Below are 20,469 nucleotides of genomic sequence, written 5' to 3' on the forward strand. Positions count from 1 at the left end.
GTATTGAATTCGTGCGGTTTTTCGAATTGCAAAACTGTCAGGCTCTGAAAAACAAGTATTAGACTGACCCCTAAAAACGGAACAGCAGCAGCAGCCATGGACCAGAAAATAAAGTCCTAGACTGTCGCTTTTTCATTGAACTAACGTTCCCCGTCGTAATGCCCGGAGAAACCAAGGAGGCCGACGATCTTGGAATATAAGTTTAAAACATATTTCCAACGGCGCCCAGCACAGCACGACAGTATGGTTTTGCGAATGATCAAGTATGGATAAATGAAAAGAACTGGAGCTTATTGAGACCCCCATGAAAAGCTTTAATATCATCGTTGTGACATCTCTTTGTGAAACGTCTCATCCAACAACATGATTTCTGCTTTTTGATTTACGGCATGATTTCCAAGCTTAACATCAATGATAAAGTCATTACTCAACATCTGACGATAACGAGAAATAATATCGTTGTCTGGCAATTCTCCCATCACCTTCGTTTCGGGTGGGATTACCGGTATTCCAGCGTGTTCTACCAGTTGAATGTTTTGTTTAATATCAGCTGCGATCTTACATAGAATGCTTTCACTTTTTGCTGTCTCTACATCCACCATTCCATCTTCTGTGTAGAAATGCTTGTTGACGATAGCCAAGGCAGTATGAGAGATATGGAATGCCAATATGTTTTTTTGGATTTCATATTGCAAATCCACCGTTTCAAATATTTTGGCAAGATTTTTTACTCTTTCGGTTACCAGTCCATTTATTTCACCAAAAATGGTTCCTTGATGTTTTTCGGATCCGAATTGGGCGTATAGAACATCCTCTTTAATGTCTCCACCGGCACCCGGGAATCCTGGGAGTAACCGATCACCCACGATTTCAAGCCAGTGATCATATCCCATGGTGTTGGTCAAGGTGACTATGGTCTTGCTCTGATTACTCTTAATAACAGTTAAGGCAGATTCGGCCTGATCATATCGTACGGGAACAAAAATGTAATCGTAAACGTCATCATCTTCTAACTTATCTATCGTCTTGATCGGTATTTGCTTTATCGTTCCATTATCGTTGTATCGCAGTCCGTTCCTTTTCAGCTCATCCAATCTCTTTCCGCGTGCCAACACTGTTACGTCCAGTCCGTACTGTGCAAATCGGAGAGCGTAGACACTGCCAATCACACCAGCACCAAATACCAAGAGCCTATTTTGTTTAATGCCCATTATGATCCTTCCTTCAGCTAAATAGTCAGAGCTTGCTTAAGCAACACCTGCTGTTTAAAATATTATTACCGCACTCTTATGATTTCAACCAGCAGATGATGTGGAAAGTAGCTTAAACAACACTCTAGGATATTTGATGTTTAAGAAGGGATTTGATTTGGTGAATTTGCAGGATCCAAGGGTATTGCGTACACGACAGTTAATAAGGGAAGCATTCAGTGAATTGTTGCGGAGTAAAGGATTTGATGCAATATCCATAAAGGATATCGCTCAGAATGCTACGATTAACCGCGCTACCTTTTATGACCATTATGTAGATAAATATGCTTTGCTTGACGAGACAATTGAACAGGCTTTTCACGGGATGATCCCTGAAGAAGTGATGTTATCGAGGGAATTCACAGGAGAAATATGCGATCAATTGATCTTGATGACACATAGCTATATTGTAGACTTTTATCGAATATGCAGAATGGATTCCAAATCTATTGCTAAACTTGTCGATGAAAAAATAAAGAAAATGTTGGAGCAAACAATTGAGAGCATATTTTTAAAAGAAGAAAACCACCAATTACCAGCCTACGAATATATAAAGATCATTTCAGCCATGACAAGCTCAACGATCTATGGTGCTGCATATCGTTGGTTTACGGACGGGGAAAATGATCGAACTGATTTACTCGTAAAGATTGTTCGTCCTTATGTGATGAATGGTCTGGGTTTGTATCACAAGTGATGAATATTTAATCCAACGAACTCGATCCAATTGCTGTTCTTCCTCCAGCTCCTATGGGCCTGCTCGAGCCGCTGCTGTTAATCTTCCTGGGGTATTGCGGCGGCGTCGTGACCACGGCCGGGACTCCGCTCAAGCCCCTGCAGATCGTCATCCTGACCGTTAGCTTAATGAAAATTGCGGCAGTCTAATACTTTATTTTCTCAGTCTACAACTATATTTTCACGGTCTAACACTTTTATTTTCCAGTCCAATACTTTATTTTCTTAGGACAACCGCATCGTTCCAGGAAACATGGATCACGGGATGATCCCAGCGTTCCTCGATGGAAGAATCCCGTCCTTCTGGCTTACGCCAATCGGCTCCATTTATCGCGAGCCACCAAGGAACCCCATGTAAGCTGCGGGCATCCTCGCTCTTCGTTTTCACTGATACAAACAGATGGAATACGAACGACCAACCAAACCGTTCCGCTTCAGTCTGATACCCCGTATCTTGAATAAAATTAGCGAATTTCGCATTCGTTACTACGGTTTCATCGATATAAAATGGATGCAGCTCCACCTCACGCACAGGTCCTTCGCCATCCGCAGGAAAGCCTTCCTTATCATCAGTGCCCATCAAGAATTTTCCACCCTGTAGATAAACCATGCCTTCGGTTCCATTCCCCTGTTTCACCTTTACATCAGTTATCTGATCGGTTTCGGTCACCGATTGGATTTGCTCCCTAAATAAACCGAAACCCTGATTTAAGGATTTCGGTCTATTTAGCCCAAGTAGAATTTACTCAAATCTTCAGAGGTTATGGCTTTCTTTTATACGCATATGCAGTCCCATTATCGAACTGTTCCTGCCAATCCGGAGCGGCAATTCCTATAACGCTTCCTTTCAACAAAGGGTCCTTCGTACGGCTCATCCAAGCATCAACCTTAGATCTTAGCTCTATAAGAACTTTCGCATATGCTGGAAGGTTGGCAACGTTATATTTTTCAAACGGATCCTTCTCCAAATCGTACAATTCCTCCGAAACGTTAGGCGCATAATACTCATCTCTTACGACAACTCCCGAAAGGCTTCGATGTATATCCAGCGGCAAGTAAACTGCCGGGCCATCCTCAAAGTTACGGATATATTTAAATTTCTCTGTCCGTACACTCCGCATAGGGTGATATTGGTCATGCCAGGTGAGTTCTGAAAAGAAATGATCACGGGTTGTCAGACGGCTTTCCGCAGGTTCTAATAGGTTCAAAAAGCTGTTTCCATCAATCCCTTGAGGGACATCTGCTCCAATAAATTCGAGGAGAGTCGGCATTAAGTCTACGTTGCACAACAGTTGATCTACAACCTTACCTCCATCCATACGTCCAGGATAATACATGACTAGCGCTGTTTCCAATCCGGCATCCATCAAAGTACCTTTGGCTCTCGGGAAAGCGATACCGTGATCGGTTGTGTAGATAACAAGCGTATTTTGGCTAAGTCCGGTATTCTCCAAACTTTGTAAAATACGTCCAATGCTTTGGTCCAAAACCTTTACTGAGCCATGCAGCAGCGCAAAATCTTCCCTGATCTTCGGAGTATCAGGTAAATAGGGCGGAGGGACTACCTTGCTTATAGGATCAGCGATTTCCTCGTATTCGTCGAAATCTCGGTGTGTTTCAAAAAAGCCAACGGATGCAAAAAATGGCTTACCATCCGAATATGCAGCTTTTTCCTGTAAATATTCAGCAACTCTTTCCGCAACGTTAGGCCCTCTATCTCCCGGTACCGGCAGAACACGTTCGTAGCCTAATTTATAGGTGGAGGAAGTGAGCCTACTATCTGGTTCATCGATGGTTTCATGGCTAAAACCGATCAAAGCCGTTTCATACCCGTTTTTTTGAAGCTCTTTGGGCAGCGTGGCCACTTCAGGATTCATAGAAAATCCAAGGTGAGCCAAGCCCATCATGCCGTGGTTATGCGGATATAAGCCAGTCAGAATGCTTCCTCTGCTGGGACTGCATTGAGGAGCCGGGCAAAAATACTGGTCAAAGCGCACTCCCTTTTCAGCCATCGCATTCAGATTCGGAGTCTCAACTTGTTTCCCATAACAGCCTAAATATCTGCCTGTATCATGCGAGATCAGAAATAAAATATTCGGTTTATTCATCGCTTACTCTCCCTCTTGATTCCAAACTGCTATTCGTATTTTTACTCTTTTACTGCGCCAGAGGTCAATCCTGAGATAATCCGTCTTTGGAACAGCAGCACCAAGAAAACAATAGGAATTGTCACAGTGATCGCAGCGGCCGAGATTTCCCCCCAAGGAAAGGTGAATTCCCCTTGAAACATCGCAATGCCTACCGGTACGGTCATCATACTTTCCTTCGTATTGATCGTGAATGAAAAGAAAAATTCATGCCAAGCATCAACAAACACAATGATGGCAGTTGTAAACAGGCCAGGCGAGGCCAACGGCAGCAATACTTTCCTAAAGGATTGCAGGAGAGAAGCCCCATCAACTTTAGCCGCTTCTTCCAGTTCAATTGGAATTTTAGCGAAAAAAGAAGTCATATACCAAATCGATAACGGCAGCGCAAAAGTCGTATAGGGAATAATTAAGCCTAAGTACGAATTGCGTAAGCCCGTAGCTTGCATAAATAAAAAAATAGGCGAGATCGTAGCAATCTGTGGAAACATCGAAACCGCTAGAAGTATACCTAGGAACACTGATTTTCCAAAAAAATGAAGCCGGGCAATCGCATAAGCCGCAAAAGAAGCGATAAATAAACTATAGATCATCGTCATTGCAGCCACTGCAAAACTATTAAACAAATATCGGCCAAACGGATGATTCAAAAAGACACTTATATAGTTATCCAGCGTGTAGCCAGGTACGAACAGATCAAAGGCGTGCAAGCCGTATAAATACTGAGGTTGTTTCAATGAAGCTAAGAATACCCATAAAAATGGAAACATGATAACCACTACAAAAACCGTTAAGCCAGCATAAAAAGGAAGGCCCGCTTTTCTGACCATTGTTTGCTCTACCCCCTACGATTGCTGACTACGTCGCCACCCAATATTTTCACGTAAATTGTACAAATGATGGCAATGCAGATAAAGACAATGACGGCCAAGGCCGATCCTGCACCGAAATTTAACTCTGAGAACATGGTTTTATAGGCGTAAATGGACACTGATTCTGTAGAATTGGCTGGGCCGCCTCCCGTTAGTACATAAATGAGATCGAAGACACGGAACGCATCCAGTGTACGGAACATAAGTGCAACCAGGAACGTCGTTTTAATAGAAGGCAACGTAATATGAACGAACTGTTTCCACCTGGATGCTCCATCCATTTGTGCAGCTTCGTATAAGGAACCCGAAATTGTCTGAAGACCCGCAAGCAAAAGCAGCGCAACGAAGGGTGCTGTTTTCCACGTATCAGCTAGTACAATGGAGAATAATGCTCCCTGCTTTGTTGACAATAGCGTACTCATATCGGAAATAAAGCCAATTTCAGCCAAAAGCTTAGCTACGATGCCATTCTGTCCATCAAACAGGAAATGCCAAATCATCGCGGAAATCGCCGTTGGCGTAGCCCAAGGGATTAATACGGCTGCCCGTACAAGTCCTCTGCCTCGAAAGGAACGATTTATTAGAACGGCAATCAACAGGCCGAACAGCATCTCCATCGATACAGCATAGACTGTAAACAGCGATGTATTTCCGAGGGCATGCCACAAACGGGAATCGGTCATGAATCGTTTATAATGGTCCAAACCTACAAAGTTTGGCTCAATAAATGCGTCTTGGAGAGCACTTGTTAATCCGATTGCATCGTCTGGGCGTTGAAGAGCTCCAGCTCCCTTTAATTGAAGTAAACTTTGATGCAGCTCGTTCAGATCAGATTGAATCCGATCCGCCCTTTGATTACTCAGATCAATGAACTTCAATTTATCCGGTACAGGTTTGAAATCATATAAAAGTCTGTCTATTTCCTCGTACCGGGTACTCAGAGCAGTATCCGTCTCCAACTCATTCTTGATCTGTTCCGCCTTTTGTTTCAGTGGTTCTAATCGCGTTGTCATCCCTGCATTCACTGCGGCCTCTTTTTCAAGTGTTCTGAGCAAAATAGGGAATGTTTGTGTGTATTTCTCCATATCCAACGAGTACGTCGAGTGGATTTCACTTTTCGTCGGATCGTTCAGACGGATATCGTATAAACTGATCCACATCGTGCGTATTACAGGCCATATGGCAATTGCGCATATTAATACAGCGGCTGGCAAAATAAATAGATAAGCAAGTCTAGCTTCTCTGGTCATTTTGATATGTTTAAACATCCTTGGTCTCACCTGCCTTTACTCACAACATGCCGTATCGAAAGGAAAAGAAGGGCCAGCCTTGCAGCAAGACCCTTCTATTACTTTGGTTATCTTACTTATTAATGGCTTGCTTAATTTGACTTTCCAAATTAGTAAGGGTCTGTTCCGGTGTCTGCTCTCCCGTGATCGCTTTGGAAACTTCAATTTGAATCACACCGGAAATCTTTGCGTATTGAGGTGTAATCGTACGCGGTATTGCACTGCCAAGTCCGTTTACAAAATCACGGCTTGCAAATAACGGACTTGCCTTTTGCACATCAGCATCATCAAACAGCGGCAAATAGGTTGGCGTTTGCGTGCTGTTTACTGCGATAATCTTCTCCCCTTCGGGGCTTACCGCAAATTTCAAAAATTCCCATGCTTCCTTCGGATGCTTGGAGTATTTATTTATTGCTGCCAACCAACCGCCTAATGCAGCAGCCGAGCGAGCATCACCAGCTGGCAGAGGAGCAATGCCGACATTCCCTACAACTTTGGAAACCTTCGGATCGTTAGCTTGCGCGTAAAGCGCTGGCCAATGGCGAGCAAATACAGCACTCCCCTCAATAAAGGCATTTAACGTTTCTTTTTCAGTAAAAGTGTTCAAATTCGAAGGAACTGCTGGTGATTTAGCAATTTGAACTAGTTTTTTCAAAGCTTTAAGCGCCTCGGGACTATTGACAGATACATTTCCTTTTTCATCAATAATTTTCCCGCCATAGCTACTAACGAACTCGGTAAATCCAACAGCTAAACCTTCATATTGCTTTGCCTGAGTGACAAAGCCATATTTCGTGCCCCCCTGGCCCTTCAGCTGCTCAGCTTGCTTAAGCAAGTCGTCCCAAGTTTTGGGCACTTCTTTCACTAAATCTTTACGATAATATAGCAGCCCTGCATTGTTGTAACGGGGAAGCGCCCATTGCTGTCCATTAAAGTATCCGGCATCGATGCCGCCCTTTAAGTATTTACTTGTGTCAACATTATCGTCCTTAATTAAGCGATCAAGTGGAAGAATAAACCCCGCTTGCGCAAATTCTGCTGGCCATACAACATCCAGATTCACGACATCCACTTCAGCAGATTTTACGCCTAATATGGTGACGAGTTGATCATGCATTTGGGAGGAATCATTTGGGAATTCACGGACTTCAACCTCAATATTCGGGTGTTTCGCTTGAAAAGCTGCCACAAGCTTCTTCGTTCCCTCCGTTTGATCCGCACCCTGACTGAATACGATTTTGACCTTTTCACTTGTCGGCTTTTGTGATTCTACTGCTTTTTGGCTTTCTTTCGGTTGTTCATTCGATGGCTGAACTTGTTTCTCAGCGGTTCCACTACTGCATGCGGCAAGCCCGGCAGTCATTGATAATAAAAGAGTAGTATGTATAACTTTTTTCAACATTTTTCATAGCCTCCTAATAGTTTGTTTCTTGATTCACTACTTCTGAAAAGCTTTTCAGAAATGACGAAGACTCACTCGCATGAATCTCCGAATCCTCACGCTAACGGTTTATTGCGTTAAGTCACGTACGGTTTCTCGTTCAACAATCCAATGAGCCATATAGGTTCGCAGTTCTTCTAAAGATTCACCATTAATCAAACGGTCAAGTTTGCGTACAGCTAGTTCTCCCATTTCATACAAAGGCTGTGCGACTGTTGTCAATTTAGGGAAACACATGCCCGCGATTCTCGTATTGTCAAAGCCAATAACTGAAATCTCATCAGGCACTTTAATCTTATGCTCATGAAAGTAAGATATGCACCCGAGTGCTCTCTCATCACTTGTGGCAAACAATGCCGTCATTTCCGGAAATTTCTTGTGCAGCCTTCTGACAGCTTCGTACCCATCATTAAAATGGTAGTTCCCATACTCGATACATCTCTCTGGGTCAAGATCAATACCATGCGTCCTCAATGCTCGAAGAAACCCTTGAATCCTCGGCAGCCCAGAGATTGGATCCAGCATAGACCCGCTGATCATACCGATTCGATGGTGCCCTTTGTGAATCAGATATTCTGCTGCATCGAAAGCAGCTTGCTCATCATTTACTTTCACTGAAGGAATATTATATTCCAAGCTATGGGTAGCAGCAAGAACAATGGGGACACCCAATTGCTTGAAGACTTCGTAGCTGTCAGGAAAGATAGGCTCACTGGTAAAAATGATTCCGTCGATCTGCTTTTCACTCAATACCTTTAAACTAGATTGCCTGCGATCTTGATTATTATCTGTATTGCAAATAATCAAATTATTGCCGCTCTCATGCGCGGCATCCTCCATACCTTTAATTAACTCGGCATAAAACAAGTTGGAAATATCAGGTATCAGCACGCCTAAAGTTTGCGTTCGCTTGTGAATTAATCCGCGGGCTAACGCATTTGGCGTGTAATTCAAACGTTCAATCGCCTCTAATATTTTATCGCGCTTGTCTCTTGTGACAATATCAGGATTATTCATGACTCTTGAAACGGTACTTATAGAAACGTTGGCCATTTTAGCTACATCTTTAATCGTTGATTTCATCTCATTCACCTGTCATTCTATTGTGAAAAGCTTTTCATATTCATCATATCAAAGCTATCCGGATTGTTCCACAACGAATCTCCAAGTGATAGTCATTAAGATAAAAGCAAATCTTATACCTAGTATTATACTCGGTTTAATATGTTTTTCAAGAGGTATGTAATAAATTTGTATATGACGTGTCTGCCGCACCTTTTATTAAATATTGTATTCCAATGAATCTTGAAGCTGACCAGAGGCTTCCTCAACCAGGCAACCTCTGGTCAACTTGCTTAGAATCAACCATCTTCATCATCAAGGCGGCTCCAAGAAGTGTAACACCAGTAATGAGAAAGACGAATTGGATACCGATCCAACCACCGAGCACACCGCCAAGCAAAGGACCAACCACAATACCGAACTGACTCGACGATTGGTTCAGGCTCACAGCCCTTCCGCGGAAATCCGCCTCTGTATATTTGACGATAAGCACATTCAACGCTGGGTAAACGGCTGCAAAAAACAGTCCATAACTGAAACGCAGGATGCCAAAGCCGACAAGGTGATGAACGCCGAGCTGCAGCAGATTGCCTATACCTCCACCTAATAACCCAAAGAAAAGTATTTTCTCATAGCCGATTCGACCGCCAATGATCCCCCAGCGAGGACCCATGATAACTGTGGCAACACCTACTGCTGAGAAAACAATGCCTGAGCTGAGCGAAGCGTTGTTTATACTGCCTCCAATTTGCCCCACATAGATCGTCAGCAGAGGCTCCAAAATCATGACCGAAGTCGAGACTAGTAATGTTAGCCCAAATATCCGCATCAATCGTGTGTTATCGGCAGCTTGTTTAAGATCCTTGATGACACTGGTACGAGCCCCATTTTGCCGCTCGTGGACCTCTTTAACACCCACTAGGACGATGAAAGCGGAAACTAACGTAATGATGCCCGATGCCACGAAACACGCCCGCAATCCCATCCAATGACTAAGAATACCTCCCGCGAGCGGTCCAAGAATTCCCCCGGCTGCTGACGCCGTTGATATGATGCCAAGTGCGTAACCAACGTGCTTCTCCGGTGTATTCGTGCCAACTAAAGCGATGGAAGCGGGACTAAAGCCTGCCATAAGTCCTTGAAAAATCCGAACAAGAATGAAAGTAAAAGGATCATGAACAAAAAAGTTGGCGAAATGTGCCACACTTAAACCAATGCCTGAGCGAACAAGCATAGGCTTCCGCCCATATTTATCGGCGAGCGATCCCCAAAAGGGCGCACACAAACCACTAATCAGAAAGCTGATCGAAATGGAAACGCCCGACCAAGCTTCCAGACCGCTTTGAATCCCTAGGTCATTTTGCAAAAAAATAGGAAAAAAGGGCACCGAAAGAGTAAAGGCCATGTGGTTAAAAAATAACCCCAGCCATAACATATAAAGATTGCGTTTCCAGTAGCGTTCCAAGCTGTCATCACCTTTTTCCGTTATTTTCGCGCTCTACCTTCGGCCCATTCTTTACTCTTAGTAATCAATTCTTGAAAAAGCTTTTGCGTCAATTCGTCAGTCTCAAACATCGATTCCGGATGCCATTGTACACCGACAGCAAATGTTAGACGCGGATTCTCAACCGCTTCCACCACGCCGTCCGGAGAGCTTGCGGCTACAACCAAATCAGTGCCAATTGTGCGAAGCGCCTGATGATGAAGACTGTTGACACGAACCTTATTTTGCCCAAAAATCCGCTCCAAATAGCTATTTGCAGTAATAGTGACTGAATGAGAATCCTTTTCTCTAGCTATTCCTCGCTGCACATGCGCAAGCGAATCTGTAAATTGACTTGGCAGATCTTGATAGAGCGTGCCGCCTAGTGCTACATTCAGCACTTGCACACCACGGCAAATAGCCAACAGCGGTTTATCGGCTTCCAACGTATAACGTATGGCCTCCAGTTCAATGCGGTCGCGTTCAGGGAAGGTCGTGCCGAGCTCTGGAACCGGCTCCTCTCCATATGCGGAAGGATCTATATCCTCGCCCCCGGTGAAAATCACTCCGTCGCATAGATCGATTAATTGCTTGAACGTTTCCTCCGATGTAAGAGGAAGTACAATAGGCAGACCTCCGCTTGCATCGACGGATCGGTGGTAGTCCTTATGAACGTATGCGCCTTCGCTATATTCGTGCAGTTTGACAATCGTACTTGTTATTCCAATGGTAGGTTTCATTGCCTTCTCCTCTTCCTATGTTCCAAAAATGAGAAAACCCCATCCTTTGCAGCAAATGGATGGAGCTTCATCTTCTTGCTTATTGCCGGGAATCCAGCGCGTCACGCAAGCCATCCCCCACAAAATTAATCGCAAGCACGGTAATCAAAATCATGGCTCCCGGCGGGACCCAAAGCCAGGGCTGATCCGTCAGCACAGTCAAGGATTGTGCATCCGTCAGCATGTTGCCCCAGCTTGCCGTAGGCGGCTGGACACCCATCCCGAGGAAGCTGAGTCCAGCTTCGCTCATAATGGCCGAGGCAATGCCGAACGTTGCATTGACGATAATAGGGCCGATCGCATTCGGGAATATATGCTGAAACAAAATACGCGGTGTGCTCAGTCCGAGCGCCACACCCGCCTTGACATAATCGAGCTGCTTAATAGCTAGCACACTGCCCCGGACCAATCGTGCGACGCCCGGCCATGAGAACAGGGCAAGCACGAGTATGATGGTCGTCATATTCGAGCCAAGAACACTGATGATGACCAGGATGACCATCAGAAACGGAAAAGCCATGAACATGTCCGTAATCCGCATGACGGCCATATCCAGCCATCCACCGAAATAGGCGGAAACAATGCCAATCAACGTGCCGAAGGTCACATAAAGAGCTACTGTTACAAAACCGACAATCAGCGAAATTCTCGTTGCGTAAATGAGACGACTCACCACGTCCCGCCCGACCTGATCGGTTCCCAGCCAATGCTTAGCCGATGGCGCCGCAGAGAAGATGCCTGTTACCTCTTTTGGATCATTGGGGGCGAGCAGCGGAGCCAGAAGTGCAACAAGAATGAGCAGCACGGTGACGATCAGTCCCGCTAAGGCCAGCTTGTGCCGGATGAATCGGCTCCAGACCTGACGGATCACGTTATCTGCGGCATGGTCATCCAAGGTTTCGACGAAAGCCTGCTGCAAATGACCGTTGTTTAGTTGATATTCGGATAAGGCCACGCCTTTCACCTCTGGATTAGTTGTAGTTGATACGCGGATCTGCAGCCGAGTAGAGAAGGTCGGTGAGCAAATTCGTCACGAGCACGATAAAAGCAGCCACAAGATTCAATCCCATCAAGGTCGGATAATCTCTGGAGAGGATGGATTGAATGGTAAGTTGGCCAATACCGGGCCACTGAAAAATTTGCTCAATCAGGATGCTGCCTCCAAGCAGCAGCGGGATCTCCATCCCGACCACCGTAATGATCGGTATAAGCGCGTTACGCAGAGCATGCTTATTCGTCACAATGAACGGGTGAAGCCCTTTGGATTGAGCCGTGCGCAGGTAATCCTGCTTCAATACGTCGAGCATGCTGGCACGCACATACCTCACCTTTTTCCCCGCTATGACGATTCCCAGAATGAAAACCGGAAGAATCATATGGCTAATGCGATCCCAGACTCCACCTGGACCTCCAAGAGTGATCATCCCGCCTGTTGGCAGCCATTTGAACTGAACAGCAAACAAATAAATAAGACCAAGTCCTAGAAAAAACTGTGGAATGGACGTACCGATAAAGGACAATCCCGTCATGATATAGTCGAACTTTGTATTTTGCTTAACCGCGCTTATGATGCCAATAGGAATGGCAATGAAAAGTCCGAACAAAAGCGCAGTAGAAGCAAGCAGCAAAGTGGGGCCCAGTCTTTCACCAATCATCTTCGTCACTGGCGCATAGGAACTGAAGGAGTAGCCAAGCTGACCGTGGAACAAATTCAAGAGCCATTTGAAGTACTGAAGGAGAAATGGATCGTTAAGTCCGAGCAATTCCTTTCTCAAGTCCAACAGTTCCTTTGGCGTATTCGGATCGATGAACATCTCCACGGGGTTCCCCGGCGCTAATTTAATAATGAAGAAATTAATAATCGTGATTCCAAGTAACACGGGTATGGCAATAAGCACACGCCGAACGATGTAGTGAAGGATCGTAACTCCCCCTTCTCAAGCATTCTAGTTTATTGGAAAATGGCAAGCAACCCCATGTCCTCCGCCAGTAAGTGGCGGCTCCTCCTGCCGGCATCGCTCCTGCACGTAAGGGCAGCGGGTATGGAATCGGCACCCTTGCGGAGGATTAGCGGGACTCGGCACATCCCCTTGAATAATGATCCGCTTACTTGAACGCAGCGTCGGGTCAGGCGCAGGATAAGCACCCAGCAATATTTGTGTATACGGATGTTTCGGAAGCTTGAATAGTTCTTCCTTATCTCCAATCTCAACGATTTTGCCCAAGTACATGACGGCGATCCGCGTACTGATATACTTGACGGCTCCGATACCATGAGCAATGAACAAATAGGTTAGGTTTAACTCTTTTTGTAAATCCGCTAGCAAATTAAGAATTTGCGCTTGGATGGAAACATCAAGTGCCGACACCGGTTCGTCGCACACGATCAGCTTGGGCTCGAAAGAAATAGCCCGCGCGATGCCAATACGTTGGCGCTGACCGCCGGAAAACTCATGCGGGTACCTATTTTTGTAGGCGCGAGGGAGACCGACCATATCTAGCAGCCGATCCACCTTGCCTTGCACTTCATTCCGCTGGACCAAGCGGTGCGCAATGAACGGTTCGGCTAAAATATCATTGATCCGTTTGCGTGGATTAAGCGACGAATACGGGTCTTGAAAGATGATTTGCAGCTTGGTGCGAATGGGCTTCAGTTCTTTTTGCGTACTGTGGGTGATGTCTTTGTTTTGGAAAAGGATACGCCCCTCAAACGGATTTTCAAGCCGTACAATCGAACGTCCGATTGTTGATTTGCCACAGCCTGATTCGCCGACAAGCCCGACAGTTTCGCCTTCGTAGATGTTCAGACTAATGTCGTCGACCGCTTTGACGTAACCGACAGTGCGCGACACGATGCCTTTTCTAATAGGATAATACGTTTTTAAACGATCGATTTGCAGCAGTGGCGGATTTATGGTCATATTCCGACCTCCTGAAGCTGGGGAAGTTTGGACAGCACTGCTTGCTCCTGGGTGACCCAGCATCTCACCTGATGATCAGGTCCTACGGCTTTGAGCATAGGCTGTTCTTGCCGGCAAAGCTCCGTCGCCCAGACGCAGCGGGTGTGAAAACGACAGCCTTTCGGCATACGCTGAATGGACGGGACGGCTCCGGGAATCGCTGTGAGACGATTGCTGTCTCCCTCTACTCGCGGTATGGAGTTCAGCAGTCCTTGCGTGTACGGATGCAGCGGTTCGCGAAATAACGTGAACACATCTGCCTCTTCCACGATTTGACCCGCATACATAACAACGACTTTGTCTGCCATCTCTGCTACGACGCCCAGATCGTGCGTAATTAGCATAATCGCAGCGCCGCTTTCTTCACGAAGATCCTTCATCAGCTCCAGAATCTGCGCTTGGATCGTCACATCGAGTGCCGTCGTAGGTTCGTCGGCTATGAGCAGCTTCGGCTTACACGATAGCGCCATCGCAATCATGATGCGCTGGCGCATCCCGCCAGACAACGTATGGGGATATACGTTCATGATCGCTTCGGCCTGGGGAAGGCCGACCTTGCGCAGCATGTCGATTGCGTAAGCTTTCGCTTCCTTGCGTGACAGGCTCGTATGCTGCCGGATCGTCTCCAGCAATTGATTCCCAATCGTAAAGACAGGGTTTAGTGAGCTCATCGGCTCCTGAAAAATCATCGAGATGTCCTTGCCCCGTAAGCGGCGAAGCTCGGATTCAGACCATGTAACTAAATCAGAGCCATTGAAGCGGATTTCTCCCTGCTTGATTCGCCCATTCTGGCCAAGTAGTCTCATGATCGACAACGACGTTACGCTCTTGCCGCAGCCGGATTCGCCAACAATCCCGATCGTTTCTCCAGGTCTAAGCTTGAAACTAATCTCATCCACCGAAGTCACTTCTTCCTGCCCCGTCCAAAAGACGGTTTGAAGCCGGTCAACTTCCAGTAAATACGTCATGTTTTCACACCGTCTTTTCTATTGGAATGGGCAATGACAACGCATGGCGTGTGGGGATATCCCCACACCTAAACAAGAACTGGTGCCTGTACGTCATTGGGAATGGCCGGTATGTAAGGCTTGCCTTGCGTTGACCGGAGAAACTCAGCTCTCGCCTGCGACAGCAAGTTCCCACCGTCGGTCAATAGATCGTAAGTGGATAGTGCCAACAGCTTGGCGGCATGATGCATACCCTTCAGTCCGATTGGCGAGCCGAAAGCAGCAGTTGCCTGCCAGGTATGCACCTGAACGCCAAATGGCGCGCAGGTGGTCGTGATTTGCCCGATTGGCGTAATCCACGAGACATCGCCCACATCGGTTGAGCCGCCGCCCGTGATTTTGGTGGTTGGCTGGTAATTGACGAATGAGGTAGGCAGCAGGTCACTTTCTGCCAAGCCCAGCTCATGCCTCCGCTTCTCCGCGTACTGCTGCAAGGAAGGATCTAGCGATGCTGCCAGAGAAGCTGCCAATTTGTGATCTTCTTCCGTAAATACCAACGGTCCTGCTTCATCCTTTTGACTAAAAAGAAGCTCGTTCAGCGTATTGTTCACGTTAAGATCATAAGCGCCGGCTTTGATCTCCCAAGTTACCCCCGTTTCTGTCATGAGTGCCCCGCCCTGTGCAATCTTGATCAAGCGCTCAAGCAGTTCATCGACATGCGCCCGATTGGCTCCACGGAGGTAGTACCAGACACTAGCTTTATCAGGAACCACGTTGGGTGCAACCCCGCCATTCGTGATCGTATAATGAATACGGGAGCCGTCGACCACGTGCTCGCGCAAATAGTTCGCCCCGATATTCGTCAGTTCCACGGCATCCAGCGCACTGCGCCCCAAGTGCGGGGCTGCACCGGCGTGAGCCGCTCGGCCTTTGAAGAAAAACTCAACGGAAGTGAGTGCTGAACTTGGCATGTTCCATGGCGTATTGGAATTGCCGGGGTGCCACGTTAACGCAGCATCCAAATCATCGAATACACCCGCTCGAGCCATGAACGTTTTGCCGGAAAGCACTTCTTCTGCGGGGCAGCCGTAATAACGGATTGTTCCAGGCAATCGCTCCTCATCGATGCGCTGCTTGAGTGCGATGACCGCCTCTACGCCTGCCGTGCCGAGTAGATTGTGCCCGCAGCCGTGCCCGGGGCCGTTCGGCGTTACAGCATCTCGTACCGGGCTTACTTTCTGCGATAATCCCGGCAGAGCGTCGAACTCGCCCAAGATGCCGATAATCGGCTTGCCGGAGCCATACTCTGCCACGAATGCCGTCGGCACGCTTCCTACGCCGGAAACGACGGAAAACCCGGCCTCCTGCAGCACGGAGATTTGCAGCTTAGAGGCGAATGCTTCCGTGTACGCGACCTCGGGATGCTCCCATATTTGCAGCGCCTGATCTTCATAAGTCTTCTTGTTCTCGTCCAGCCATTCAACCAATTGCTTCTTCCCCATGGGCATTCACCTCTACATCTTTATTTCTTCAAATCCCATTGATTAATGTTGTTAAACATACCGATATCCAGAGGCTTGCCGACGAGTACGTTTTTCGATACGGCTAACAGTCGTTTCTCCGAATAAACAGCCAGTGAAGGAACATCTTGGTGCAGAATTTCCTGCAGCTTATTATAAATTTCATGGCGTTTCGCCGGATCCGACTCTGTCTCACCCTTCGTGATCAGTTCATCCGCCAACGGATTTTTGTACTTCGTAACGTTACTCGTATTGTCGCTTTTGAAACCCGTAAAATAGGAGCTCGGCTCAATATAGAAATCACGTGTAAAAATTGTAAGATCGTACTCGCCTTTACGAACCTTCTGAATTAACGTCGCGAAGTCAAATTTTTGCACCTCGATTTTCAACCCGACCGCCGTTAAATTTTGCACCAAAATATCTGCCGCCTGTTCACGGATTTTGTTGCCGACCGGAATCAGGAACTGGATCGGTTTACTCGCATCCCATTTCGCTTCCTGAAGGAGCTTCTTCGCCTTTTCCGGGTCATAAGTATATTTCGCAATGTCTTTGTTATAGTACGGATGGTAACTTGGGATGCCCCCATCGATGATTTCTCCCTGGCCTTTGAGCAGCTGCTCCACGATAAGCTGGCGGTTCAACGCATAAGCGATCGCCTGACGTACCTTCGGATCGCTAATTTTATCCGTATTAAAGAAAATCTCAGGCGGAACGGATGGATTGCCTGACGCCAAATCAACATTGGGGAAGCCTTTAACCTTCTCATAATCTGTAATTGGAATAAGTCCAACAGGTAAGGAATTCAGTTGAATTTCGCCCGTTTGCAGTTGTGCTACCAAGTTCGTCGCCGGCAGCACTTTGACGAAAATTCGGTCAAGCTTAGCCACATCCAGATAGTAATTCGTATTTTTCACCACTTCCGCATACTGTCCCTTTGCAAAATTAGCAAATTTGAACGCGCCTATCGTTACATCCGGTTTTTGGAAATAAGGATTTGTTGCAAGCTGCTCGGGAGTGATATCTTTCAGAATATGCTGCGGCAGGAAGAATACTTTCGTACCAAAGCGCTCTTTGAAAATAAGGGGGTCTACCGGCGTTTTCGTTTTCACTTCAAACGTTTTGTCGTCTACGATCTTCAGACCGCTAATCTCGGTCTTCCCTTCGTCTAATTTACCCGCTGCGTTCAAGCCCTCAATGAAATTCAGTTTGAAATTCGTCTCCACCTTAGGATGAAGTGCTGTCTTAAGCGTAAAAGCCACGTCTGCCGTTGTGAACGGCTTTCCGTCATTCCATTTTGCCGCAGGATTCAATTTCACTGTAAACGTCTGATTATCCTTCGTTTCAACAGATAGAGCCAGCTTAGGCAAGAACTCAAACTTTTCATTCAAGTCCAGCAGTGAGTCGTTAATCAGAGCAATCACATTATCCGAAGCCGAGTCGCCCTGATCGTTAATTTGGTTTAACGTAACAGGCGCATTAACGATTCCGATATAGACCGTTTTATCTCCTTGAGACTGAGGTGCTTCAGAAGCTTTTGTCTTCTCTGTCGCCGCTTGTGCCTGGGTCTGCGAAGAAGTGGGCGCCGAGCTCGGCGAGCCGCAAGCGGAGATAACCAGCATAAGTGCAGTAATCGCATAGAGCATCGTGTTGCGGTAATAATGTTTCATCGAATAGAACCCCTCCAAAATTTGATTATTCCTATAGATTAAGTGTGTTTTATGTCCCTAAATTTACCATTCGCATATTTGGATTGTCTAATAGATTTTTCCGATCGAAAAATGGGTGCTTTCTATCGAGAAACGATCGAAGATTGATTTGCTTAACTTATACCATCGAAAATGGAGTAACAGTTCCAATATTGGCTCACGCTTTTTGCCTCCAACAAATTCATAATTCCTTCTCATACAAGCTTCCTCGCCAGCTAATCCTTCCATTACTCAAGTCAAAGGTGCCTTTATAAGTAAAACCATGGCTACGATAAAATGTATTCAATACCTCATTGGCAGCCATGCAATCGAGTCTCAAATATCTTTTGTCTTTGGATTTCACATAGTCTTCGATCCATGCCAGAAAAAAACTACCAAATTCACGTCCTGCTTGAGTTCTGCGAACCGCAAACCGGTGCAAATATCCGGATTCCTCGTTATGTAAATCTCCCCATACGCTGGGGTCAGACCATTGTATGGCGAAGCTTCCCACATATTCATTTTTGTATTTGGCTAGAAATATTTGTCTATTCGTAAAATAGTCCAAAACAACATCTCGGTTAAAATGTTCAGGTCTCCATTGATCTATACCCTTGGACTGCATCCAATAAGCCGCTTCAAGCCATATCGACAACACCTCTTCAACTTGAGATGGGGACGCTTCATATATTTCTAAATCCTGTAACATGTTCTTCCTCCTCGTAGTTGACTAACAGCAAGTAATTATTAACTTCTCCTAGGATAAAAAAGAACCTCACAGCCAAAAGCTGCAAGGGATGTGTTACTTATTGGATGCCGACTGCGTTAAGCTGTACCGGTTTTGCGGTACCGGCAAATTCAAATGATCGCGAAGCGTATCACCTTCGTATTCGGTCCGGAATAATCCTTTCGCCTGCAAAAGAGGGACCACCAGATTCACAAAGTCTTCCAAGCTGCTCGGCAGAAGTGGTGACATCAGCATAAAGCCGTCTACTGCTCTTTCTATAAACCATCTTTCTAAATTTTTAGCTATTTTTTCAGGCGTACCGATAAAGTCGTTGACGGTATAAGAGCCAGTTAACAAAGAGTACAGTTCTCTAAGTGTAGGGTTTTCTTTGATAACGAAAGGACGAAATTTCTCATATTCGAATCGCACACCCGTCAGTTCGCCAAATCCAATATCGAGCGTTTTAGTTTCCAGCGTATGCTCACTCAAATCCAAGCCTCCAAAATAATCGGTTAGAAACTTTAAGCCTGTTTCGTCGGTTATTAAAGATTCCAAGTAGGCAAGTTTCTGCTGCGCGATCTCCTCGGTTTCCCCAATTATCGGAGAAATGCCCTGCAATATATGCACCTCATCCGGGGATCGGCCGAATGCGACGACTTTACTTTTGAATGAGCGGTAAAATTCTTGCGAATCCTCGAGACTATTTTTATGGGAAAAAATAACCTCCGCACTTCTCGCGGCAAACAGTTGTCCAGGCTCCGAAGATCCGGCTTGAACCAACACTGGATGGCCTTGTTTGGAGCGATGAATATTCAACGGCCCCTGCACCGAGAAAAACTCGCCTACATGGCCCAGCTTATGAAGCTTGCTGCGGTCAAAAAACAGCCCGCTTTCTTTGTCACGAATGAAGGCGTCATCCTCCCAGGAATCCCATAAGCCTTTGATCACATCAATAAACTCTTCGGCCCGTTTATATCGAAAGCTATGTTCAAAGTGCTCACTGCCATTGAAATTCAAAGCTGTATTCCCGGACAAATCTCTAGTCGTTACAATATTCCACCCTGCTCTGCCTTTGCTAATGTGATCGACGGACATGAGTTGACGCGCCAGATTAAAGGGCTCCACATAAGAGGTAGAGGCTGTTGCTACAACTCCGATCTTCGAAGTTGCCCCTGCTAACGCTGTAATTAAGGTAATAGGTTCAAAGCGGGTCAAAATATTCGGATGCGATTCTTCATTGATTGCCAGGCTATCCGCAATAAAAGCGATATCAAACTTCCCTCTCTCCGCAACTTGAGCCAGATGTTTGTAATAATCAATATCTATGCTGGCATCTGCCTGAGAATCAGGATGTCTCCAAGATGCAACATGCATGCCGGTTCCTACTAAATAGGCTGACAGTTTTATTTGTCTTTTACGAGCCATGAGGCTTCCTCCTTCAAATCCGAGTAAGACAATGAATTTAGTTTGCTTTAATTTACCATCCTCTCGATTAACCGTCAATCCCTTGATGGGATGCTTGAATTAACACACAAAGAAATTTTCTTGACACATTTTGGGGGATCATTTAAA

18 protein-coding genes are annotated in these 20,469 nt (G+C 46.0%); 1 reads left to right on the forward strand and 17 read right to left on the reverse strand.

Annotation, left to right across the window (positions count from 1 at the left end; translation table 11 throughout):
• Positions 1 to 320 precede the first annotated feature (320 nt).
• The gene (locus ASD40_RS25655) at positions 321 to 1,211 is read right to left on the reverse strand and encodes a ketopantoate reductase family protein (protein WP_057305960.1); all 891 of its coding nucleotides are present in this window, start codon (positions 1,209 to 1,211) and stop codon (positions 321 to 323) included.
• A 100-nt stretch (positions 1,212 to 1,311) separates the two neighbouring features.
• On the opposite strand from ASD40_RS25655, the gene ASD40_RS25660 reads away from it, so the two are divergent.
• On the forward strand, positions 1,312 to 1,947 hold the full coding sequence (locus tag ASD40_RS25660; RefSeq protein WP_235549378.1) for a TetR/AcrR family transcriptional regulator: 636 nt from the start codon (positions 1,312 to 1,314) through the stop codon (positions 1,945 to 1,947).
• A gap of 255 nt (positions 1,948 to 2,202) precedes the next feature.
• On the opposite strand, the gene ASD40_RS25665 is transcribed toward ASD40_RS25660, so the two are convergent.
• The 16 genes from ASD40_RS25665 to ASD40_RS25740 form a co-directional block, all read right to left on the reverse strand.
• A complete protein-coding gene (locus ASD40_RS25665; protein ID WP_057305962.1) occupies positions 2,203 to 2,655 on the reverse strand; it encodes an SUMF1/EgtB/PvdO family nonheme iron enzyme in 453 nt (150 codons plus the stop codon).
• Positions 2,656 to 2,746: 91 nt separating this feature from the next.
• Complete coding sequence (locus tag ASD40_RS25670; RefSeq protein ID WP_057305963.1) at positions 2,747 to 4,093, reverse strand: sulfatase family protein; 1,347 nt, start codon at positions 4,091 to 4,093, stop codon at positions 2,747 to 2,749.
• 41 nt (positions 4,094 to 4,134) lie between these two features.
• Positions 4,135 to 4,962, reverse strand: coding sequence for a carbohydrate ABC transporter permease (locus ASD40_RS25675; RefSeq protein WP_057305964.1), 828 nt, complete (start codon positions 4,960 to 4,962; stop codon positions 4,135 to 4,137).
• A gap of 8 nt (positions 4,963 to 4,970) precedes the next feature.
• On the reverse strand, positions 4,971 to 6,272 hold the full coding sequence (locus tag ASD40_RS25680) for a carbohydrate ABC transporter permease (protein WP_082562447.1): 1,302 nt from the start codon (positions 6,270 to 6,272) through the stop codon (positions 4,971 to 4,973).
• 94 nt (positions 6,273 to 6,366) lie between these two features.
• Complete coding sequence (locus tag ASD40_RS25685; RefSeq protein WP_057305965.1) at positions 6,367 to 7,695, reverse strand: ABC transporter substrate-binding protein; 1,329 nt, start codon at positions 7,693 to 7,695, stop codon at positions 6,367 to 6,369.
• Positions 7,696 to 7,803: 108 nt separating this feature from the next.
• Complete coding sequence (locus ASD40_RS25690; RefSeq protein WP_057305966.1) at positions 7,804 to 8,817, reverse strand: LacI family DNA-binding transcriptional regulator; 1,014 nt, start codon at positions 8,815 to 8,817, stop codon at positions 7,804 to 7,806.
• 244 nt (positions 8,818 to 9,061) lie between these two features.
• Positions 9,062 to 10,261: an MFS transporter gene (locus tag ASD40_RS25695; protein ID WP_057305967.1), complete on the reverse strand. Its 1,200-nt coding sequence runs from the start codon at positions 10,259 to 10,261 to the stop codon at positions 9,062 to 9,064.
• A gap of 20 nt (positions 10,262 to 10,281) precedes the next feature.
• On the reverse strand, positions 10,282 to 11,019 hold the full coding sequence (locus ASD40_RS25700) for a gamma-glutamyl-gamma-aminobutyrate hydrolase family protein (RefSeq protein ID WP_057305968.1): 738 nt from the start codon (positions 11,017 to 11,019) through the stop codon (positions 10,282 to 10,284).
• 79 nt (positions 11,020 to 11,098) lie between these two features.
• A complete protein-coding gene (opp4C, locus tag ASD40_RS25705; RefSeq protein WP_235549414.1) occupies positions 11,099 to 11,953 on the reverse strand; it encodes an oligopeptide ABC transporter permease in 855 nt (284 codons plus the stop codon).
• Between the two features lie 76 nt (positions 11,954 to 12,029).
• Entirely contained in the window at positions 12,030 to 12,980 is a 951-nt protein-coding gene (locus tag ASD40_RS25710) for an ABC transporter permease (RefSeq protein WP_235549415.1), read from the reverse strand.
• A 24-nt stretch (positions 12,981 to 13,004) separates the two neighbouring features.
• Positions 13,005 to 13,979: an ABC transporter ATP-binding protein gene (locus ASD40_RS25715; protein ID WP_057305970.1), complete on the reverse strand. Its 975-nt coding sequence runs from the start codon at positions 13,977 to 13,979 to the stop codon at positions 13,005 to 13,007.
• Entirely contained in the window at positions 13,976 to 14,986 is a 1,011-nt protein-coding gene (locus ASD40_RS25720) for an ABC transporter ATP-binding protein (protein ID WP_057305971.1), read from the reverse strand. The genes ASD40_RS25715 and ASD40_RS25720 overlap by 4 nt, the downstream gene beginning before the upstream one ends.
• 68 nt (positions 14,987 to 15,054) lie before the next feature.
• Positions 15,055 to 16,467 carry an amidohydrolase gene (locus ASD40_RS25725; RefSeq protein ID WP_057305972.1) on the reverse strand — a complete coding sequence of 471 codons (1,413 nt, stop codon included), beginning with the start codon at positions 16,465 to 16,467 and terminating at the stop codon, positions 15,055 to 15,057.
• A 20-nt stretch (positions 16,468 to 16,487) separates the two neighbouring features.
• Positions 16,488 to 18,152, reverse strand: a complete 1,665-nt coding sequence (locus ASD40_RS25730) for an ABC transporter substrate-binding protein (protein WP_057305973.1) — start codon at positions 18,150 to 18,152, stop codon at positions 16,488 to 16,490.
• 220 nt (positions 18,153 to 18,372) lie between these two features.
• Entirely contained in the window at positions 18,373 to 18,879 is a 507-nt protein-coding gene (locus tag ASD40_RS25735; RefSeq protein WP_057305974.1) for a GNAT family N-acetyltransferase, read from the reverse strand.
• Between the two features lie 93 nt (positions 18,880 to 18,972).
• Positions 18,973 to 20,322: an LLM class flavin-dependent oxidoreductase gene (locus tag ASD40_RS25740; RefSeq protein WP_057305975.1), complete on the reverse strand. Its 1,350-nt coding sequence runs from the start codon at positions 20,320 to 20,322 to the stop codon at positions 18,973 to 18,975.
• Between the last annotated feature and the right edge of the window lie 147 nt (positions 20,323 to 20,469).

The sequence above is a fragment of the Paenibacillus sp. Root444D2 genome, from assembly GCF_001426375.1.
Taxonomy (GTDB): domain Bacteria; phylum Bacillota; class Bacilli; order Paenibacillales; family NBRC-103111; genus Paenibacillus_E.

Coding starts and splice junctions, on each gene's coding strand:
- ASD40_RS25655 (WP_057305960.1), bottom strand. CDS start 1,211: ATGGGCATTAAACAAAATAGGCTCTTGGTATTTGGTGCTGGTGTGATT.
- ASD40_RS25670 (WP_057305963.1), bottom strand. CDS start 4,093: ATGAATAAACCGAATATTTTATTTCTGATCTCGCATGATACAGGCAGA.
- ASD40_RS25675 (WP_057305964.1), bottom strand. CDS start 4,962: ATGGTCAGAAAAGCGGGCCTTCCTTTTTATGCTGGCTTAACGGTTTTT.
- ASD40_RS25680 (WP_082562447.1), bottom strand. CDS start 6,272: ATGTTTAAACATATCAAAATGACCAGAGAAGCTAGACTTGCTTATCTA.
- ASD40_RS25685 (WP_057305965.1), bottom strand. CDS start 7,695: ATGTTGAAAAAAGTTATACATACTACTCTTTTATTATCAATGACTGCC.
- ASD40_RS25690 (WP_057305966.1), bottom strand. CDS start 8,817: ATGAAATCAACGATTAAAGATGTAGCTAAAATGGCCAACGTTTCTATA.
- ASD40_RS25700 (WP_057305968.1), bottom strand. CDS start 11,019: ATGAAACCTACCATTGGAATAACAAGTACGATTGTCAAACTGCACGAA.
- ASD40_RS25715 (WP_057305970.1), bottom strand. CDS start 13,979: ATGACCATAAATCCGCCACTGCTGCAAATCGATCGTTTAAAAACGTAT.
- ASD40_RS25720 (WP_057305971.1), bottom strand. CDS start 14,986: ATGACGTATTTACTGGAAGTTGACCGGCTTCAAACCGTCTTTTGGACG.
- ASD40_RS25725 (WP_057305972.1), bottom strand. CDS start 16,467: ATGGGGAAGAAGCAATTGGTTGAATGGCTGGACGAGAACAAGAAGACT.
- ASD40_RS25730 (WP_057305973.1), bottom strand. CDS start 18,152: ATGAAACATTATTACCGCAACACGATGCTCTATGCGATTACTGCACTT.
- ASD40_RS25735 (WP_057305974.1), bottom strand. CDS start 18,879: ATGTTACAGGATTTAGAAATATATGAAGCGTCCCCATCTCAAGTTGAA.
- ASD40_RS25740 (WP_057305975.1), bottom strand. CDS start 20,322: ATGGCTCGTAAAAGACAAATAAAACTGTCAGCCTATTTAGTAGGAACC.